The organism is Amycolatopsis sp. NPDC051128 (assembly GCF_040682715.1).
Lineage (GTDB): Bacteria > Actinomycetota > Actinomycetes > Mycobacteriales > Pseudonocardiaceae > Amycolatopsis.
This window is the reverse complement of record NZ_JBFBBN010000013.1, coordinates 82,570-101,197: the sequence shown is the minus strand read 5'-3', so window position 1 is coordinate 101,197 and position 18,628 is coordinate 82,570. Positions and strand designations below refer to the sequence as shown.

Annotated in this window: 20 protein-coding genes and 3 pseudogenes; 14 read left to right on the top strand and 9 right to left on the bottom strand. The window is 70.6% G+C overall.

Going from position 1 to position 18,628, the window contains the following annotated elements:
• Position 1 precedes the first annotated feature (1 nt).
• Genes kdpC through AB0M82_RS16375 form a run of 4 tightly spaced genes read left to right on the top strand, consistent with a single transcriptional unit; the run spans position 2 to position 4,043 of the window.
• Entirely contained in the window at positions 2 to 613 is a 612-nt protein-coding gene (gene kdpC / locus AB0M82_RS16390; protein ID WP_364722200.1) for a K(+)-transporting ATPase subunit C, read from the top strand.
• 3 nt (positions 614 to 616) lie between these two features.
• Positions 617 to 3,145: a DUF4118 domain-containing protein gene (locus AB0M82_RS16385; protein WP_364722198.1), complete on the top strand. Its 2,529-nt coding sequence runs from the start codon at positions 617 to 619 to the stop codon at positions 3,143 to 3,145.
• On the top strand, positions 3,142 to 3,837 hold the full coding sequence (locus AB0M82_RS16380) for a response regulator (RefSeq protein ID WP_364722196.1): 696 nt from the start codon (positions 3,142 to 3,144) through the stop codon (positions 3,835 to 3,837). Before AB0M82_RS16385 ends, AB0M82_RS16380 begins: the two co-directional genes overlap by 4 nt.
• On the top strand, positions 3,834 to 4,043 hold the full coding sequence (locus tag AB0M82_RS16375) for a hypothetical protein (RefSeq protein ID WP_364722194.1): 210 nt from the start codon (positions 3,834 to 3,836) through the stop codon (positions 4,041 to 4,043). The genes AB0M82_RS16380 and AB0M82_RS16375 overlap by 4 nt, the downstream gene beginning before the upstream one ends.
• 4 nt (positions 4,044 to 4,047) lie before the next feature.
• Here the strand turns inward: AB0M82_RS16375 and AB0M82_RS16370 are convergent, their stop codons facing one another.
• Both AB0M82_RS16370 and AB0M82_RS16365 read right to left on the bottom strand, forming a co-directional pair.
• Positions 4,048 to 4,173: a hypothetical protein gene (locus AB0M82_RS16370; RefSeq protein WP_364722192.1), complete on the bottom strand. Its 126-nt coding sequence runs from the start codon at positions 4,171 to 4,173 to the stop codon at positions 4,048 to 4,050.
• Between the two features lie 108 nt (positions 4,174 to 4,281).
• Complete coding sequence (locus AB0M82_RS16365) at positions 4,282 to 4,848, bottom strand: hypothetical protein (protein WP_364722190.1); 567 nt, start codon at positions 4,846 to 4,848, stop codon at positions 4,282 to 4,284.
• 151 nt (positions 4,849 to 4,999) lie between these two features.
• On the opposite strand from AB0M82_RS16365, the gene AB0M82_RS16360 reads away from it, so the two are divergent.
• Positions 5,000 to 5,197 (top strand): hypothetical protein, encoded by a 198-nt coding sequence (locus AB0M82_RS16360; protein ID WP_364722188.1) that lies wholly within the window; start codon positions 5,000 to 5,002, stop codon positions 5,195 to 5,197.
• Positions 5,198 to 5,254: 57 nt separating this feature from the next.
• Here the strand turns inward: AB0M82_RS16360 and AB0M82_RS16355 are convergent, their stop codons facing one another.
• From AB0M82_RS16355 to AB0M82_RS16345, 3 genes and pseudogenes are all read right to left on the bottom strand, one after another.
• Entirely contained in the window at positions 5,255 to 6,481 is a 1,227-nt protein-coding gene (locus tag AB0M82_RS16355; protein ID WP_364722186.1) for a serine hydrolase domain-containing protein, read from the bottom strand.
• Positions 6,482 to 6,563: 82 nt separating this feature from the next.
• Positions 6,564 to 7,325 (bottom strand): annotated as a pseudogene (locus AB0M82_RS16350) (ABC transporter permease).
• A complete protein-coding gene (locus AB0M82_RS16345; RefSeq protein ID WP_364722184.1) occupies positions 7,322 to 8,086 on the bottom strand; it encodes an ATP-binding cassette domain-containing protein in 765 nt (254 codons plus the stop codon). Before AB0M82_RS16345 ends, AB0M82_RS16350 begins: the two are co-directional and overlap by 4 nt.
• A gap of 91 nt (positions 8,087 to 8,177) precedes the next feature.
• Here AB0M82_RS16345 and AB0M82_RS16340 point away from each other — a divergent pair, with 91 nt between their 5' ends.
• The 6 genes and pseudogenes from AB0M82_RS16340 to AB0M82_RS16315 form a co-directional block, all read left to right on the top strand.
• Complete coding sequence (locus AB0M82_RS16340; protein WP_364722182.1) at positions 8,178 to 8,504, top strand: PadR family transcriptional regulator; 327 nt, start codon at positions 8,178 to 8,180, stop codon at positions 8,502 to 8,504.
• A complete protein-coding gene (locus AB0M82_RS16335; protein ID WP_364722180.1) occupies positions 8,501 to 8,857 on the top strand; it encodes a DUF1048 domain-containing protein in 357 nt (118 codons plus the stop codon). The genes AB0M82_RS16340 and AB0M82_RS16335 overlap by 4 nt, the downstream gene beginning before the upstream one ends.
• Position 8,858: 1 nt before the next feature.
• Positions 8,859 to 9,176, top strand: coding sequence for a DUF1048 domain-containing protein (locus tag AB0M82_RS16330; protein ID WP_364722178.1), 318 nt, complete (start codon positions 8,859 to 8,861; stop codon positions 9,174 to 9,176).
• A gap of 153 nt (positions 9,177 to 9,329) precedes the next feature.
• A pseudogene (locus AB0M82_RS16325) lies at positions 9,330 to 9,458 on the top strand (ABC transporter permease); the annotation flags it as partial.
• Between the two features lie 451 nt (positions 9,459 to 9,909).
• A complete protein-coding gene (locus tag AB0M82_RS16320; RefSeq protein ID WP_364722176.1) occupies positions 9,910 to 11,481 on the top strand; it encodes a WS/DGAT domain-containing protein in 1,572 nt (523 codons plus the stop codon).
• Between the two features lie 302 nt (positions 11,482 to 11,783).
• Positions 11,784 to 11,894 (top strand): annotated as a pseudogene (locus tag AB0M82_RS16315) (CocE/NonD family hydrolase); the annotation flags it as partial.
• 29 nt (positions 11,895 to 11,923) lie between these two features.
• On the opposite strand, the gene AB0M82_RS16310 reads toward AB0M82_RS16315, so the two are convergent.
• The 4 genes from AB0M82_RS16310 to AB0M82_RS16295 form a co-directional block, all read right to left on the bottom strand.
• The gene (locus tag AB0M82_RS16310; protein ID WP_364722174.1) at positions 11,924 to 13,288 is read right to left on the bottom strand and encodes a wax ester/triacylglycerol synthase family O-acyltransferase; all 1,365 of its coding nucleotides are present in this window, start codon (positions 13,286 to 13,288) and stop codon (positions 11,924 to 11,926) included.
• Between the two features lie 230 nt (positions 13,289 to 13,518).
• On the bottom strand, positions 13,519 to 13,755 hold the full coding sequence (locus AB0M82_RS16305; RefSeq protein WP_364722172.1) for an SHOCT domain-containing protein: 237 nt from the start codon (positions 13,753 to 13,755) through the stop codon (positions 13,519 to 13,521).
• 13 nt (positions 13,756 to 13,768) lie between these two features.
• The gene (locus AB0M82_RS16300; RefSeq protein WP_364722361.1) at positions 13,769 to 14,779 is read right to left on the bottom strand and encodes an NAD(P)H nitroreductase; all 1,011 of its coding nucleotides are present in this window, start codon (positions 14,777 to 14,779) and stop codon (positions 13,769 to 13,771) included.
• Positions 14,779 to 16,329, bottom strand: a complete 1,551-nt coding sequence (locus AB0M82_RS16295; protein WP_364722170.1) for an AAA family ATPase — start codon at positions 16,327 to 16,329, stop codon at positions 14,779 to 14,781. Before AB0M82_RS16295 ends, AB0M82_RS16300 begins: the two co-directional genes overlap by 1 nt.
• 165 nt (positions 16,330 to 16,494) lie before the next feature.
• Here AB0M82_RS16295 and AB0M82_RS16290 point away from each other — a divergent pair, with 165 nt between their 5' ends.
• The 3 genes from AB0M82_RS16290 to AB0M82_RS16280 all read left to right on the top strand — a co-directional run bounded on the left by AB0M82_RS16290 (position 16,495) and on the right by AB0M82_RS16280 (position 18,623).
• On the top strand, positions 16,495 to 17,220 hold the full coding sequence (locus AB0M82_RS16290; RefSeq protein ID WP_364722168.1) for an ABC transporter ATP-binding protein: 726 nt from the start codon (positions 16,495 to 16,497) through the stop codon (positions 17,218 to 17,220).
• Entirely contained in the window at positions 17,217 to 17,951 is a 735-nt protein-coding gene (locus AB0M82_RS16285; RefSeq protein WP_364722166.1) for an ABC transporter permease, read from the top strand. The genes AB0M82_RS16290 and AB0M82_RS16285 overlap by 4 nt, the downstream gene beginning before the upstream one ends.
• Positions 17,952 to 18,161: 210 nt before the next feature.
• Entirely contained in the window at positions 18,162 to 18,623 is a 462-nt protein-coding gene (locus tag AB0M82_RS16280; protein ID WP_364722164.1) for a DUF6292 family protein, read from the top strand.
• The last annotated feature ends 5 nt before the right edge of the window (positions 18,624 to 18,628 follow it).

The following is an 18,628-nucleotide window of genomic DNA, read 5'->3' as shown; positions in this document are numbered from 1 at the left end:
CATGAAGGTGCTGTACAAGCAGACCGTCGCCGGTCTGAAGATGCTGCTGGTGCTGACCGTCCTGCTCGGAATCCTCTACCCCCTCGCGGTTTGGGCGGTGGCGCGGATCCCCGGGCTGTCGGACAACGCCGAAGGCTCGCTGATCACGCAGAACGGCCAGCCGGTCGGATCGTCGCTGATCGGGGTCGACCCGGTCGCGAAGGACCCGGCGCACGACCCGTACTTCCACGACCGGCCGTCGGCGGGATCGAAGGACCCGCTCGGGCCGGGCGACCCGTCGACCTCAGGTGCCTCGAACAAGGGCACCGCCAACGAGGACCTGCTGGCCACGGTCAAGCAGCGGCAGGAACTGATCGCCCAGCGCGAAGGCGTCGACCTCTCGAAGATCCCGGCCGACGCCGTCACCGCCTCGGCCTCGGGGCTCGACCCGCAGATCAGCCCGGCCTACGCCGAACTGCAAGTCCCGCGGGTCGCCCGGGAGAACGGCCTGAGCGAGGACAAGGTCCGCAAGCTCGTCGCCGACAACACCACCGGGCGCGGGCTCGGCGTGCTCGGCGACCCGGCGGTCGACGTGCTGCGGCTCAACCTCGCCGTCGCGGCGGCCAGGCACTGACCCGTGACGACAGCGGACGCGAGCGAGCCCAAGCGCCGCCGCGGTGAGCTGCGGATCTACCTCGGGGCCGCCCCGGGCGTGGGGAAGACCTTCGCCATGCTCGGGGAGGCCCGCCGCCGCATGGACCGCGGCACCGACGTCGTCGTCGGCTTGGTGGAGACGCACGGCCGCCGCAAGACCGCCGAACTCCTCGAAGGCCTCGAAGTCGTTCCTCGCCGGCGGCTGGACTACCGGGGTCACACGTTCGAGGAGATGGACGTCGACGCGATCCTCACCCGGGCCCCGGAGGTCGCGGTGGTGGACGAGCTGGCACACACGAACGTGGCCGGCTCGCGCAACGAAAAGCGCTGGCAGGACATCGAGGAACTCCTGGACGCCGGGATCGACGTGCTCTCCACGGTGAACGTGCAGCACCTGGAGAGCCTCAACGACGTCGTCGAGCGGATCACCGGCATCGCCCAGCAGGAGACCGTGCCGGACGAGGTCGTGCGGCGGGCCGAGCAGCTGGAGCTGATCGACATCACGCCGGAGGCGCTGCGGCGGCGGCTCGCCCACGGCAACGTCTACCCGGCCAACCGGATCGACGCGGCGCTGGGCAACTACTTCCGGCCCGGCAACCTCACCGCGCTGCGGGAGCTGGCCCTGCTGTGGGTGGCCGACCAGGTCGACGTCGCCTTGCAGCGCTACCGGACCGAACGCGACATCACCGATACCTGGGAGGCCCGGGAGCGGGTCGTCGTGGCGATCAGCGGCGGCCGGGAGAGCGAGACGCTGATCCGGCGGGCCCGGCGGATCGCGAAGCGGGCTGGGGCCGAGCTGCTCGTGCTGCAGATCCTGCGCGGTGACGGGCTGGCCGGTGTCTCCCCGCAGGCGCTTGCCGAGTACCGAAAGCTCGCCGAGGACGTCGGGGCCACCTTCCACACCGTGGTCGGTGACGACGTCCCGACGGCGCTGCTGGACTTCGCCCGTGGGGTGAACGCGACGCAGGTCGTGGTGGGCACCTCCCGGCGCTCCCGGGTGGCGCGGCTGTTCGACGAAGGCATCGGCGCCACCGTCGTGCAGGAGTCCGGGCCGATCGACGTGCACATGGTCACCCACGACGAGTCCGGCGGCCGGCTGCGCGCAAAGCTGTTCCCCCACAGCTCGCTGGCCCGGCGGCGGCAGCTTCTCGGCTGGGCACTCGCGGTGGCGCTGCCGGTGGTGGCGACCCTGATCGGTGTGGTGCTGCGGCAGACGCTCATCCTGTCCACCAACGTGATCGACTACTTCCTGGCGACGATCATCGTGGCGCTGGTCGGCGGTCTCGGGCCCGCGCTGTTCGCCTCGATCGCCAGTGCGTTGCTGCTGAACTTCTTCTTCACCCCACCGCTGTACACGCTGACTGTGGACGCCCAGCAGAATGTCATCACGCTGGTGGCGATGGTCGTGGTCGCGGTGGCGTTCGCGCTGGTCGTCGACCGGGCGTCGCGGCGGGCGGATGCCGCGGCGCGGGCCCGGACGGAGGCCGCGCTGCTGGCCTCCTACGCCCGGACCGTGCTCGGGGACGGCGACCCGTTGCAGCGGCTGCTGGAAAAGGTGCGGGAGAACTTCGGGCTCGAATCCGTCTCGCTGCTGGAGAAGCAGGACGACGCCTGGGTCCGCGCGGCCTGCACAGGGGAACGGCCGTGCGACGACCCGGACGAGGCCGACGTAGACGTCCCGGTGACCGACGACGTCCACCTGGCGCTGCGCGGCCGGACACTGCCGGCGCACGACCAGCGCGTTCTCGAGGCCGCGGCCGGGCAGGCGCTGCTGGCGTTGCGGCAGCAGCGGATGGCGGCTCAGACGCAGGAGGCGCAGCGCCGGGCGGAGACCACCGAGCTGCGGACGGCGCTGCTCTCGGCCATCGGCCACGACTTGCGCACGCCGCTGACCTCCATCAAGGCCGTCTTCGGTGGCTTGCGCGCCCACGACGTCAGTCTGTCCGAAGAGGACGCCGAAGAGCTGCTCGCCGCCGGGGAGGAGTCCACCGACCGGCTCTCCGGCCTGATCGACAACCTCCTCGACTCCTCGCGGCTGGCCACCGGCGCGGTCCAGCCGGTGCTGCGCCCGGTCGGCTACGACGAGGTCGTCGCCACCGCACTGGCCGCGGTTGACGACGGAGGCCAGATCGGTGTCGACGTCGACGCTGGTCTGCCCGCGGTGACGGCCGACGCCGGGCTGCTGGAGCGTGCCATCGCGAACGTGCTCGACAATGCGCTGCGCTACGGCGGCGGCGAGGTCGCCGTGCGTGCCAGCGCCTACGCCGGCCGGGTCGAGCTGCGTGTGGTCGACCACGGCCGCGGGCTGCCGAAGGGCGCCGCCGAGTCGGCATTCGCGCCGTTCCAGCGGCTCGGGGACCGCAACACCACCACCGGCGTCGGGTTGGGTCTGTCCGTCGCCAAGGGCTTCGTCGAGGCGATGGACGGGACGATTCGCGCCGAGGACACCCCGGGCGGCGGGCTGACGATCGTCATCTCGCTGCCTGTCGCTCGCACCGGGGAGATGCCATGACGTCCGTGCTCGTGGTCGACGACGAAACCGCCCTCGTGCGGGCGCTGCGGATCAACCTCACCGCGCGCGGCTACTCCGTGGTCACCGCCACCGATGGCGCCTCCGCGCTGTTGACCGCGGCGACCGAGCACCCGGACCTGGTCCTGCTCGACCTCGGGCTGCCCGACATCGACGGCATCGAGGTGATCCGCGAGCTGCGCACCTGGAGCGCGATGCCGATCATCGTGCTCTCGGCCCGGGACCGGTCCGCCGACAAGATCCGGGCCCTCGACACCGGCGCCGACACCTACGTCACCAAGCCAGTCGGCATGGACGAGCTGCTGGCGTGCCTGCGCGTCGCGGAACGCCGGTTGGCCCTCGGCGCGCCGCCCGAGCCGGGCCTGGTCGTCGAGACCACTGCATTCACGGTGGACGTCGGCGCCAAGATCGTCCGCCGGGGCGACGCGGTGGTGCACCTGACCCGCACCGAATGGGCCATCCTCGAACAGCTCGTCCGCCATCCCGACTCCCTCATCAGCGGCACGCACCTGCTGACCACGATCTGGGGACCGGACTGCGCGGACCGGGGGCACTACCTGCGCGTCTACATCGCACAGTTGCGCCGTAAGCTCGAACCCGAGCCGTCCCACCCGCGGTACCTGATCACCGAAACCGGCATCGGGTACCGCTTCGTCCCGGAGGAGTCGCCATGACGGATCCCGACGAAGCCATCGAGCTGGCGGCCGAGCGCGGCGACACCGCCGAACTGCGCCGGTGGGCCGCCGCCGGGCACTCCGACGCCGTCGACCTGCTCATCGAGCTCGCGACCGAACGTGAAGACCTGGACGAACTTCGCCGGCTCGCCGACGAAGGCAGCCAGACCGCAGCCGAGGTGCTTGCCGAGCTGGAAGGCGAGTAGCTAATTAGGAATCCGTAAGTTCGCGACGCCGCACCTTGTTCCCGGCCTCGTCCCGGCACGGGTGCGCCCCGCACCAGCGTTCCGCCACGCGCAGCACCACGGTCAGCACGACGAAACCGCCGATCAGCATCAGCGTGTGTAGACCAGGTCGCTCATCGAAACCCTTCGGTTCGCCGGAACTCCGTCACCGAACGATGGCGCGCTGTGCGCGGCCGCGCATGTCGCACCAGCACGTCTTTCACGCTGCGCTCTCGGATCTTGACGTCGGATTGATCCGCCTTCGTGCGCGGAAGTACGCGCGCGACGCCGGGAGCGCCAGCAGGACGATCACCAGCAGGGAACCGGCCGTGGTCAGGACCAGCTTCGCGCCGTCGACGACCGGAAGCCAGCTCGGCATGGCCGCACGTGCGGCGTCGACCAGCTTCGGGACGTCGACCTGCCGGAGCACCGGATCGCCGGAATCCCGGAAACTCGCGGCGAGAAAGGTGGCGGTGAACAGCTGGGCCGGCACGATCAGCGCCCCGGCCACGGCCAGCAGTGGATGGAAGACCCAGGACAGCACCTGGCCGGCTCGCCGGCCGGCCAGGTTCAGCAGCGCCAGCACGACGAGGACGGCGATTATCGCGGCCGGCAACGGCGTTTCAGCGGTGTTCGAGCCGAAGCTGACGGCGTGCTCGGGGAGCAGGGAAGTGGGTAGCCCCTGACGGGTGAGCTCGGCTTCAGCCGCGGCCTGTGCGTCGGTGCCGAAGGTCCAGACGACGATGATCGACAACAGGAACGGCAGCACGGTCAGCAACTGGGTCACGACAACGAAGACGATGGCGCGTGGTCTCGTCGGTGGTAGAAGCACGGCACCCCCTTTGCCAGATTCACTGATTCTGCCGGGTAGGGGAGCCGGCCTGCGGTAAAGCGGTGGGGAATCAGGGAAAAATCAGGGTCCGCCGCCGCCGGGCTCTTTGGCAGGTCTGCGCAACGGCACGCCCGAGCTGACGGCCACCGGCTATCAGCTCTACACCCGGCTGGGCAGCACGCCGATCACCCGCGCCGAGTGCCTGCATGAGCTTGCTGGCAGCGAGCGGCTGTTCGATGCGCTCGGACTCGGTCTCGTCGTCCTGCTCGCTGCCGTTGCCGCGGCAACCGGACGAAGTCGGTGACGCCTGCCCACCACGGCGTCGGATGCCGTGGTGGGCGGTGCCCTTTCGGTCGGGCGGTCAGCCGAGGCAGGAACGAACGGCGTTGGCGAGGTTCGTCGCCCGGGGGTCGTCGGGGCGGTAGTTCCAGAGGTTGGTGACGTAGCCGAAGCCGACTTCGGCGTCGGGGTCGCCGAAGGCGATCGAGCCGCCGGAGCCCGGGTGGCCGAACGAGCCGGGTCCGAGCATCGGCAGCGGTGGGCAGGCGCGCCAGAAGCCGAGTGACATGTTGAAGGAGCGGTTGGCCGGGATGTTCAGGCCGGCCGGTACTCCGTACATCGTCGTCTTGTCGGTCTGGATCTCCGTCATGGTGGCGACGGTCGACGAATCGAGCACCCGGACGCCGTCGACGTCGCCGACGGTGGCGGCGTACATCCGGGCCAGCGAGTGGGCGTCGGCGACCATGTTCGCGGCCGGGAATTCCGCCGCTCGCCAGGCGCGCGTCCGGAAGTAGCCGGTGGTGGGGTCCATGGCGCCGCCGAGCACGCCTGCGCGCATCTGGATCGCGTCCGGGGTCCACATGGATTCGACCCACTTGGTGACGGTGTCCGCGTCCAGCCCGGTCGTCGCGATCATCCCGGCGAGCAATTCCTCCACGGTGAACGGAGCGGCGTCCTCGAACTGCGCCACGCGGGGCTCGTGCTCTTCGGGCAGCCCGATCCAGGCGCTGAGCCCGAGCGGGGCGGCGACCTCTTCGGCGAAGAATGTGCCGAGTGACTTGCCGGTGATCCGGCGGACGACCTCGCCGACGAGGAACCCGTAGGTGACGGCGTGGTAGACGTGCTGGGTGCCGGGCTTCCACAGCGGCTTCTGCGCTTCCAGGGCGTGGATGACCGGGTCCCAGGCGCACGCCTGCTCGAAGGTCAGCGGGCCGTCGACGATCGGCAGTCCGGCCTGGTGCGACAGCAGCCAGCGCACCAGGATCTCGTCCTTGCCGGCGGCGCCGAACTCCGGCCAGTACCGGATCACCGGGGCGTCGAGGTCCAGCTCGCCGCGTTGCACCAGCAGGTGGGCGCAGATCGCCGCGGCGCCTTTCGTGGTGGAGGCGACCTGGGCGATGGTGTCTTCGCGCCACGGCTGGTTCGCCTCGCGGTCGGCTTGGCCGCCCCAGAGGTTGACGACGGGACGGCCACCGGCGTAGACGCTGCAGGCCGCGCCGATCTCACCGGGAGCGGCGAAGTTGGCGCGGAACGCGTCGGCGACCTTTCCCCAGCCCTGCTCGACGTGGCCGCCGTGTTCGATGGTCATGCTGTGATCCTTTCCGGGATGCGAAGCTGCTATTACCATCTCCGGCTGCCCTGACACCGGGCAGCCACCGCGCTGACACGGCTCAGGAGACCTTGCGGCGGTAGGCCGCGGTGGCGAAGAGGTAGGCGACGACGAGGATGCCCGCGCACCAGGCCAGCGCGATCCAGATGTCGGTGCCGGCCGGCTGTTGTGTGAACAGGGCGCGGATGGTGTTGACGATGGAGGTCACCGGCTGGTGGTCGGCGAACCAGCGGACCGGGCCGGGCATGGTGCCGGTGGGGACGAAGGCCGAGCTGAGGAACGGCAGGAAGATGAGCGGGTAGGAGAACGCGCCGCCGCCTTCCGCCGTTTTCGCGGTGAGGCCGGCGAGGACCGCGATCCAGGTCAGGGCCAGGGTGAATAGCAGCAGGATGCCGGTGACGGCGAGCCAGGCCAGGACGTCGGCGTTCGAGCGGAAGCCCATGAGCAGGGCGACGCCGACGACGAGCACGAGCGAGATCAGGTTGGCGACCAGTGAGGTCAGCACGTGCGCCCACAGCACGGCAGACCGCGTGATCGGCATCGAGTGGAAGCGCTCGAAGATCCCGCTCTTGAGGTCGGTGAAGAGCCGGAGTGCGGTGTAGGCGATGCCTGACGCGATCGTGATCAGGAGGATGCCGGGCAGCATGTAATCGAATTAGGAGCCCGAGCCGGTGTCGATCGCGCCGCCGAAGACGTAGACGAACATCAGCATCATGGCGACCGGCGTGATGACGGTCGTGATGATGGTGTCCAGGCTGCGGGTGATGTGGCGCAGGGAGCGTCCCAGTAGGACGGTGGTGTCGCCGAGGACGTGCGTGGTCATCGGTTCTCGCTTTCCGTGCGGGCGCTGACGACGGCGAAGTAGACGTCTTCGAGAGTCGGCTGCTTCTCGACGTATTCGACCTTGGCGGGTGGGAGCAGTTGCTTGAGCTCGGCGAGGGTGCCGTTCACGATGATGCGGCCGTCGTGCAGGATCGCGATCCGGTCGGCGAGCTGTTCGGCCTCGTCCAGGTACTGGGTGGTGAGCAGCACCGTGGTGCCGCGGGCGGCGAGGCCTTTCACCGCGTCCCAGACTTCGAGGCGGGCCTCGGGGTCGAGGCCGGTGGTCGGTTCGTCCAGGAAGATCACCGACGGGTCTCCGATGAGGCTCATGGCGATGTCGAGACGGCGGCGCATGCCGCCGGAGTAGGTCGACACCCGCCGTGCACCCGCGTCGGTCAGCGAGAAGCGTTCCAGCAGGCCGTCCGCGATCTTGCCGGGTTGCTTCAGACGCCGCAGCCGCGCGACGAGCACGAGGTTTTCGCGGCCGCTGAGGATTTCGTCGACCGCGGCGAACTGCCCGGTGAGGCTGATGGCCGCGCGCACGTCGTCGGCCTGGGTGACGACGTCGAAGCCGTTGATCGCGGCGGTTCCCGCGTCCGGTTTGAGCAGCGTGGACAGGATCCGCACCGCGGTGGTCTTGCCCGCGCCGTTCGAACCGAGCAGGGCGAAGATGCTGCCCCGCGCCACGTCGAAGTCCACGCCGCGCAGGACATGCAGCTCCTTGTACGACTTCTCGAGGTCGCGAACTTGAATCGCTGTCATCGGGTCTCCCTATCGTCCGACTACTCAGTAGTGCCGAGTACTGGTATACAGTAGTACTGAGTAGTGGCGCCACGGCGAGTCCGGAGGAGCGATGGACGATCTGACCGAAATGCTGAAGGGCACCCTTGAAGGCTGCGTGCTCGAGATCATCGGCAACGAAGAGACTTACGGCTATGCCGTCACGCGCCGGCTGAACGACCTCGGCTTCGGCGATGTCGTCGAGGGCACCGTGTACACGATCTTGCTGCGGCTGGAGAAGAACAAGCTCGTCCAGGTGACGAAACGGCCGTCCGAGAAGGGGCCGCCGCGCAAGTTCTACCGGCTCAACGACGCCGGCCGCGAAGAGCTCGGCCGGTTCTGGGCGAAGTGGCAGTACGTCTCGTCGCGCATCGACAAGTTGAAGGAGGGCGGGAAATGAACTTCTGGGAGACCATCACCGGCAGCGACCTCACCCGGGAATATCAGGCGTTCGAGGCCAGAGCCGGGGTGCTGCCGGAGGATTACCGGGCGGCGTGGGAGCAGATCAAAGCGCACCTCGTCCCCTACGGAGACTTCACCGGTCGCAACCTGATGCCGATCCTCGACGGTGCGCTGGGGCTGCTGGAGGAAACCGCGGCGGAGGGGCAGAGCGTCCAGGACGTGCTGGGCGACGACATCGAGGGCTTCTGCTCGGCGCTCGCCGGTGGGGACGGGGCCTGGAACTTCCGCGCCCGGTGGCGGAAGCAGCTGAACCGGAACGTGGCGAAAAAACTGGGCCGGCTGGGAGGCTGACATGGGGATCCAGGACATCATCGAAGGCAAGAAGCAGTGGCGGGCGCACATGGCCCGGGTCAAAGCCCTCCCGCCCGACTACCAGATCGTCTACAAGGAGATGCAGAAGTACCTGTTCAAGGTCGGGCCGGTTGACCTGACCGAGGGAAATCTGCTCTCGGGGATCGTCGGTTTCTTCGAAGAGGGCGCCGCGACCGGTAGGGGAGTCCTGGAAGTGATCGGCGAGGACGTCGCGGCCTTCTGCGACGAGCTGATCAAGGATTCGCGCACCTACGCCGACATCTACCAGGAGTCGATCAAGGAGAAGCCCGGGAAGTAGCCGGCCGGGTGGAAAGCGGCCTGAAACCAGGCTGAAACCGGGGTCGCACACCCTCGTGACAGCCGTGGCCGCCGAGGTCACGGCGGACGAGAGGAGAACCGTGACCACCCCGGCGATAGCGGCCAGCGGGCTGCGCAAGTCCATTCGGCGACGATGCTGCGGCGCAATCTGCGGCACCTGCGCCGGTACCCGGGGATGATGATCATGGCGTTGGGTATGCCGGTGCTGCTCCTGCTGCTGTTTGTCGGGGTGTTCGGCGGCGCGATGCAGGCGGGCGTCCCGCTCGAAGCACGGCTCGCCGAGGTTGAAGAGGAGAGCCAGCAGGCGGCCAACCCTGATCTGCTCGACGCCCTACCCATGGGTGAGGTCCAAGTCGAAGAGCTACCCGAAGACGTGGCACGACGACTCTTCGAAGTCCTCCGGCTCGAGCTGCACTACCACAAGGGCACGAACCAGATCAAGTGCACGGCCACGCTGCTCGGGCCGACGGTTCCGGCGGCACGTCGGGCTGCTCACGAGACCGTCATCGTGCCGTTCGACCGCGAGAGGCGTCTTGACCAGCGCAAATGCAACAACAAGAACGAGGAGGATGCCATGTCTGACATCTCTCCCGTTCCCATCCTTGGAGTGCCCTCGGCAGGGCACTCGGCCTTGCCCGGGGTGACTTCCGGCCCTTTTCCGGACAGCACCTGGGGTGCAGGGTGGATGGCGGGCGGAGCGACGGGAGCGGGCGATGACGGTGCGGAACACGCGGAAACTGATCGGGCCGCATCGGCGGATGCCCGCTCAGGACAGCCTGTGGCTCCACCTGGACCGGCCGGAGAACCTGATGGTCGTCACGTCCGTGCTGTGGACCAGGACGCCGGTGGACGCCGCGCGGTTGCGGTCGCTCGTGTCGGACCGGCTGCTGGCGCGGTACCCGGTGTACCTGCAGCGAGCCGTGCGGCACGGCGGCCCAACGCAGACGGTCACCTGGGAGACCGATCCCGGCTTCGACCTCGGGAAGCACGTGGTGGAGCAAGAGTTGCCCGCACCCGCCGACCAGGCGGCGCTCGAGGACTTCGTCGCCGCTCGGCGAAGCGCCCCGCTCAACCCGATTCGGCCACTGTGGACCATTGACCTGCTGCAGGGTTACCGCGGCGGCAGCGCGCTCGTCTGCCGCACGCACCACGCGATGGCCGACGGGATCCGGCTGACGCAGGTGCTGTTCAGCCTCCTGGACCCGGCCGACGGCGATGCCGCGGCGCCGCACGCGAAGGTCGGTGGCGCGGCGCCACACCGGGAAGCCGTGGCGCAGCCGGTGGTCCGGCTCGGCGCGGCCGTCCTGCGCGCGCTCGGCGACACCGGCGCGAAGGCCCAGCAGCAGGCGGCCCGCGTGCACCCGGCGCTGGAAACCGCCGTGGCCGTGCCGGTACTGGGCGCGACCGCGGCGGTGGGCGCCACCGGTGCCGTCGCCGGATTCCTCGCCTCGGCGCTGGACGGCGGCCCCCGCCGCGTGGTCGACACGGTCGCCGGCGCGGCGACGACGATCTGGCACAGTGCCACCGGCGCCGCGGACCTGCTCGGGCCGTCCACCGCGACCGGGCTGTGGGACGGCGAGCCGGGGGTCGAGAAGACCGCGGCGTGGGGCGAGCCGATCCCGCTGGCCGAGCTCGCCCGGGTCGGCCACCAAACCGGGACGACGGTCAACGACGTCTGCACCGCGCTCGTCGCGGGGGCGCTCGACCGGTACTTCAGCGCACATGGCACGGCTCGCCCGGACCGGTCCGACCTGGGCTGGCTGATCCCGGTGAGCCTGTCCTCGTTCGACGACGAGCTGCCGGCCACCCTGGGCAACCACTTCTCGCTCGTGCTGGCCCAGCTGCCGCTGGGGCGCCGGACGTTCGCCGAGCGTCTCGCCGAGGTGCACCGCCGGGTCGCCCGGATCCGGGATTCCTATGAACCGGTGCTGACGTTCGGGGTGCAGTACGCGATCGCGCAGAGCCCGGCGCCGCTGGGCCTGGCGCTGAGCGGGTTCTTCGCCGGAAAGGCGGTCGGGGTGCTGACGAACGTGCCCGGCCCGCGCGCGCCGATGACGCTGGCCGGTGCGGAGGTCGAGGGCATTGTCGGCTGGGCGCCGTGCAGCGGGCGGCAGGCGATCACGATCTGCGTGTTCAGCTACGCCGGCCAGGTGCGGTTCGGGTTCGGTACGGACCGGAAGCTCATCCCTGATCCGGCGACGCTGGTCGCCGGGCTGGCCGCGGAGTTCGCGGCGCTGCCTTGCGCTCCTGCCAGTGACGCATCATCGCGTGGGTCTCGTCTCTGAGGAAGTGGATGAGTTCGAGCGTCTCGTTCAGCCGATCGGTCGCGGGCGAGTCGCCCAGGATGGCGATGCCTTCCCGGAGGTCGGCCTCGCCTCGGTTCGCCGACTGGACGTGGACGAAGTAGACCCGGCTTCCCGCCGCGACGACGGGCTACGCCGTGACCCGCGACCTGCGCATCCCGACGAGAGACGACGTCGAACTGGTCGCGGACCTTTTCGAGCCGACGGGACCGGCCTCGGGAACGATCCTCGTCACCTCGCCGTACGGCTGGAACCTCTACGACGCGGCCGACATCGTCGCGTGGATGCGCGAGCAGCCGTGGTTCGACGGGCGCTTCGCCACCCACGGTTGTTCGTATGTCGGCTTCACCCAGTGGGCGTTGCTGATGGATCCGCCGCCGGAGCTGGTCACCGCGTGCGCGCCGCACGATTTCGGCGCATTCGTCTACACCGGCGGGGCGGTGGCGCGCAGGGCCTGGATCTCCCGCTCGATCGCCTTGGCGAGCACGTCGGTTTCCGGGATCGTGTCGGCGTCGGAGGTGATCCCGAAGGTGATCCGCCCGGCGTAGCTGAGCATTGCCACCCCCGTCCGCACCCGCAGCGCGATCGGCACGTACGGGTAGATCTCGACGATCCGGCGGCCCAGCGCGAACAGCGGTTCGGCCGGGCCGGGCACGTTGGTCGTCACCGTGACGATGTTGCGCTGCGGCAGGTGCGCGGCGGCCCGGATGGCCCAGGCGACCGGGGCGAACGGCTCGTGCGCGGCGGTCGCGGTGAGCAGCGCGCCGGCGTCGGCCTCTTTGCCCGCCTTCAGCGTGCTCAGGCGCTGGTGCACCCGGATCAGGCGCTGCACCGGGTCGGCCAGATCGACCGGCAGCAACGGCAGCAGCAGGGAGACCTCGTTGTCGAGGGCGGTCCCGGTGCGCACGGACACCGGCACCAGGGACCGGACGCTGTCCGCGGCCGGAGTTTCGCCGCGGTGCAGCAGGAGTTCCCGGAAGCCGCCGGCGACGGCGGCCAGCAGGACGTCGTTCACCGTGACGTCGTGTGCTTTGGCCACGGCCTTGACGTCGGCCAGTGCCACCGACGCGGTGGCGTAACGGCGGTCGCGGCCGAGCGGTCCGGTCAGCGGAGTCGGCGACGTGGGCAGCAGCGCGGAGGTCAGCGCGGCGAGGCCGCGGGCGGCGTCGCTCACGCGGCGGGCCAGCCGGTTCGGGTGCAGCAGCTCACGGGCGACCAGCCGCGTCTGGTCCCAGGGGATGCGCAGGACCGAACCCGCCGCGTCCAGCAGCAGCTTCGCCGCGCCGGGATCGGGTGCTTCCTCGGTTCGGGTCGGCGCGGGTGTGTCCCCGAAGAGGATCGTCTGCAGCCGGGTCGCGGCGAGCCCGTCGGCCAGCGCGTGGTGCACCTTGGCCAGGATCGCCCAGCGTCCGTCCGGCAGGCCCTCGATGACCCAGAACTCCCACAGCGGCCGGTCGCGCTCGAGGCGTTCGCCCATCAGCAGGGCGACCAGTTCGCACAGCGCCTGTTCGTCGTGCGGTTCGGGCAGCGCCATCCGGCCGAAGTGGGCTCCTGCGTCGAACGCCGGGTCGTCCACCCAGGCCGGCGGGCCGAGGTCGAACGGCACTGTGCGGACTTTCTGGTGGTAGCGGGGGATGCCGGCCAGCCGGGCCCGCACGGCGTCGACGAACTCGCCCTGGGCCGGGGCCGGTCCTTCGGCGATCGCGATCGAGGCGATGGCGAGGGACGAGCTGGGGTCTTCGTCCTCGATTTCGAGGAAGGCCGCGTCGAGCGGGCTCAGGCGGTCCATGGCGTCCTCTCAGTGGGCGATGTCGACGACCGCCCGGCGAATCGCCTCCGGCGGACCGCCGGTCAGGACCTGGCCGGGCGGGCGCCCGGAGCCATCGACGCCGAGTGCGGCGCCAGGAATCGTCAGTGGAAACCGTGCTCGTGGCCGGATCCGCATTCCGGTCGCTCCCGCCGCAGCCGGCGAGGCGAGCTCTCGTCCCAGGGCTACGAGCACGGCCTTGGCGCGCATGGTCATCTCGGCGTCAGGGCGTCGCGGCGGCGTTCGTACTCTTCCTGGTCGATCTCGCCGCGGGCGAACCGCTCGTCGAGGATTCGCCGGGCGGTGTCGCCCGGCGTCGGCGGCTGCGGTGCCCGGCGGGCGAGGACGACGACGAGGGCGACGAGTGCGGCCAGCACGAGCGCCATCAGCACGAGCATGCCGATGCCGCCCGCCCAGCCCATGGTTCCGGGGTAGTGCCAGTAAGGCATGACCGGCTCCTTCCTAGTGGCTCTGGAAGTGCCCGGGGGCAGCCTCGAGCGGCTGCAGCACGTCGGCGAGGTCACGGCGCGGGGTCGCGGGCAACGGGTCGGCGTTGGCGGGGGCCCAGCCGATGCGCAGCACCATCTGGGGGTAGGAGCCGCCGGTCACGTGCTTGGTCACCGTCTCGCGGACATCGGGCAGTTCCAGTGGCTCGGTGAGCGGGCACGAAGACAGGCCGAACGCGTTGGCCGTGAGCAGCACGACGCTGGTCGCCTCACCCGCGCGCAACCGCGACATCCGGTCGTCGGACGCCGTGCTCAAGACCAGCAGCACCGTCTCGTCGTCCTCGGCCTTGGCGTCGGGCGGCTGGGCCAGGAGCGGGTCGGCGAACGGGCGGGCTCGCAGCGCTCCCGGGGTGTCGTCCGGGGCCGGGGTGTTGCGGGCCGGGACGCCGTCGGGGGAGAAGTGACGGCCACTCCAGGCCTCCAGCTCGGTCCGGTAGGCCGGGTCGGCGGCGTGCCGCCGCGAAGCTTCTTCGATCGCGGTGGCCAGGTGATACCGCCCGGAGTTGTCGGCGACCTGCAGGACGGTGCCTTCCAGCGCCGCGGCCTTGGCCATGGCTTCGACGTGTCCGCGGGGCACGGTCCAGGAGCTGTGCCGGCGCCGGTCGGTGCGGCGGCGCGGGATCGCCGCGGCCATCGCGATTTCGTCCTGCGTCGGCTGGTGCTGCTGGAGGGTGATCGCCGCGAGGTGGTCGGGCTCGTCCGGGTTGGGCAGCCGGTGCACTTCGGCGGTCCAGCCGAGCGCGGCGAAGCCGATCCGGAGGTGGTGCAGGGCCGCGCCGCAGCTGAGGACCAGGTCGCGGCCGTCGGGGTCGGTTTCGCGCAGGAGCCGGTCCGGGTCGGCGTAGAGGTGCAGGGAGCTGTGCCCGATCCGCCAGTACCACGGCTGGGAGTTGTGCACCGACGGCGCGCGGACGGCCATCGCCACCGCGGTCTTGACGGTGAACTCGTCCGGAAATGCTCGCTCCATCATCGGCCTTCCTCGTGGGCGGAGTGTGCTGCCGAGTCGAGCCTCGCACCGCCCACCTCGCCGGCAGCAGGGCCGGAATGCCTCTGGACGGGTGACTTTCGGTGCTTCGGCGCCACGTGGGCCAAGGCGTGCGTCACCGCCTCGGCCGGCGTGCCGGTGGTCGGCAGCGGGTGCGCCTCGGGCCACGGGTCGGCGTCCGCGGCCATGCGGTGCGCGATCTCCGGGGTGGCGTCGGACAGGGAGCCCGCCCGGCGGGTGATCCGGTGCGCCGCGGTCTCTTCCGGCGCGTGGCAGCGCACGGCGACCAGGGGGCTGCTCGTCCGCCTGGCGGTCTCGGCGGCGAGTTCGCGGTGGCGGACGGCGGTCCAGGACGCGTCCAGCACGACGGTTTCGCCGAGGGCGAGCAGTTGCCCGGCCCGGCGGACGAGTTCGGCGTAGGTCGCGTCGGTGTGGTGGTCGTCGTAGAGGCCTTGCCGGTAGCCCTCGGCGGGTCGCTGGACCGGGACGAGCCCGGCCAGCTCCTTGCGCAGCCGGTCCGACTGCAGCAGGGTGGCGCCGAGCCGGTCGGCCAGCCCGCCGGCGACCGTCGACTTGCCGGTGCCCGGTTCTCCGCCGACGAGGACCAGCCGCACCTGTCCCAGCCGGAGGTGCTCCAGGGTGAGTTCGGCGTATTCGCCCGCGAGCGTGGCCGCTTCGGTGTCGCCTTGGGCGTGCCGCAGGCAGGCGACCTTGACCCGGACGAACGCCCGGTAGGCCAGGTAGTGGTGCACCAGGGCCGGGGGAGCGGGGTCACCCGCGAACTCGCGGTAGTCGGCGAGCAGCTGTTTCCCCAGCTCGGGCGCGCCGAGCCGCTCGAGGTCCATGGCGAGGAAGGCGACGTCGTCGAGGACGTCGACGTGCCGGAGGTGGTCGTCGAACTCGAGGCAGTCCAGCACGCGCGGACCGTCGTCGAGGCAGAAGACGTCGTCGGCGAGGAGGTCGCCGTGGCCGTCGACGACGTGTCCCTCGGTGATCCTGCGGTCGAACAACGGTTCGCGCCCGGCGAGGAAGTCCTCGGCCAGGGCCTCGATCTCGAGCGCCGTGGCCGGGTCCAGCACTTCGCCGTGGAAGGGCCGCACCTGCTCGAAGCTCGCGCGCCAGCGGTTCCGGACCGCGTCGCGCGTCTCGTCGGCGCTGATCGAGTGGCCGCGTTCGGCCCCCGCGTGGAAGGTGGCGAGCTGCCGGGCCAGCCGCCGGATTGTCGGGTTCAGCGGCTCGTGCCGGCGGACCAGGGTGGACAGGCGGCGGTCTTCGGGCATGCGGCGCATGACCACGAGGTGGTCGCACACCGCGCCCTCCGGGCCGGTGACGTCGGCGACGCCGAGGTAGACGTCCGGCGCCAGCCGCCGGTTCAGCTCCACCTCCCGGTGGCACACCCGCTCCCGCGTCTCGCGGGTGGTGAAGTCGAGGAAGCCGAGGTCGACCGGCTTCTTCAGCTTGTAGGCGAGGTCCCCGACGAGGAAGACCGCGCCGATGTGGGTTTCGTGCACATCGGCCCAAGGCGCGTTCATCCCCCGAGCATCGCCGGTCGGCGTGTGCCGGCAAAGGGCGTTAGGTCACCGGCCGGGAGCCGGAAGTCCCGGACCGGGGACGAAAGTCACCGCAAGCCGGGACCGCGGGCACCTGACTCGCGGTCCGCCGCCGCAGACCATGGAGGCGGACGGAAGGAGCGCGTCGTGGACGAATCGGCAATCGTGGTGGAGGGCCTGCGGGTCCGCCGCGGCGGGCAGGAGGTCCTGCGCGACGTCGGATGCACCGTCCGGCGCGGGACGGTGACGGGCCTGCTCGGCCCCAACGGCTGCGGCAAGAGCACGCTCATGCGCTCGATCGTCGGCGTGCAGATCGTCGAGTCCGGCCGGGTGACCGTGCTCCGGCGCCCCGCGGGGAGCCCGGAGCTGCGCCGGCGGATCGGCTACGCGACCCAGGATCCGGCGATCTACGCGGACCTGACCGTGACCGAGGCGCTGCGCTACTTCGCCGCCGTGCTCGGGACTCGTCCGTCCGATGTGGACCGGGTGATCGCGGAGACCGGCCTGGAAGCCTCGGCCGGCACGCTGGTCGGCCGGCTCTCCGGCGGTCAGCGGGGCCGCGCCAACCTCGCCGTCGCGCTGCTGGGCACCCCCGAACTGCTGGTGCTCGACGAGCCGACGGTCGGGTCCGACCCGGAGCTGCGCGACGAGCTCTGGAAGTTGTTCCACGGCTTGGCGACGGCCGGTGTCACGCTTCTGATCTCCAGCCACGTCATGGACGAAGCGGCCCGGTGCGACGAGCTCCTGATGCTGCACCAAGGGAAATTGCTTGCCCAGGACACGCCGGAGGGACTGCGGGCGCGGACCGGGGCAGCCGATCTCGAGCAGGCGTTCCTGCGGCTGATCAAGGGCCGGGAAGGAGCGACGCGATGAGCGCCTCGATCACGATCGCGACCACCCGCCGGATCCTCACCCAGTTGCGGCACGACCCGCGCACGGTCGCGCTCATCATCGGCGTACCCAGCCTGCTGATGATCCTGCTGCGCTACGTCCTGAACTCCGAGCGGCAGTTCAGCGGCATCGCCCCGGCACTGCTGGGCATCTTCCCGTTCACGATCATGTTCCTGCTGACCTCCATCACCACCCTGCGCGAACGCACCGCCGGGACGCTCGAGCGCCTGATGACGCTGCCGATGGGCAAGCTCGACCTGCTCTTCGGCTACGCGCTGGCCTTCGGCCTGCTCGCGTCCCTGCAGGTGCTGGTGGCCGCGGGGATCAGCTTGACCTGGCTCGGCCTCGACATCGGCGGCTCGGTCTGGACGCTCCTGCTCATCGTGGTCCTGGACGCGCTGTTGGGCACCGCGCTCGGACTCTTCGTCAGCGCGTTCGCGCGCACCGAGTTCCAGGCCATCCAGTTCATGCCGGTGTTCGTGCTGCCGCAGTTCCTGCTGTGTGGTCTGTTCGTCCCGCGCGACGAGATGGGGTGGCTGCTGAGCGCTGTTTCGGACGTGCTGCCGCTGTCCTACGCGGTGGATGCGCTCACCCAGGTGGCCCGTTCGGCGACGATCGACGGGACGCTGGTCCGCAACGTCGCGGTCATCGCCGGCTGTGTGGTCCTGGCCCTGTTCCTCGGGGCGGCCACCCTGCGCCGCCGCACCCCGTGAGCCCGGCGGGCGAAGAGTGAAGCTCGGTGCCGGGCAGGCCGGGCGTCCCAGTGCTTCCGGACCGCTGGGGGCGCGCGGCGGCGCCCAGGTGACGAAAGTCCTTCCATTGGGGGCCGAACGACGCCAGCCCGTGCGGCAGCGAAGCCGTACCGTCGGATCGAGGGGGAATCCGGTCCGACGCGGCCGGTGCACGTTCCGAGGTGATGGAGAGTGATTCCCCTGCTGACCGGTATCGACCGTGACGACGGCCTGCGGTGCGGGTTGACCGGCTACCTGGCCGCGGTGAGCGCCGCGGTCGGCGTCGGCGAGGAGTCCTGCACCGTGGATCTCGGCACCCCCGTGTCGGGCTACGTCGCGCTGGACGTGCGGCTGCCCCGCCACCCGGGCCGGGACATGGCCCTGCTGTGGGACGAGCACCACGGGTGGGCGCTCGCCATGGAGAACCATTCCGGCGAGGACCTGCTGGTGCTCGCCTACCTCGGCGGCGACCTCGTGCCGGCGCCGTCCCGCGTCTCCCGGTTCGTGGCCGACCTCCGCTCCACGGGCGGCCCGGTCGCCGCGCCCATTCCGCCGGACCTGCGCGGCGACCCAGGTGAACTGGTGGCCCGGTTGCTGCGCTATCGCCGTGACGAGTGGGCGGCGGACGTCCCGTTCCTGCGCCGGGTGGGTTGATCCGG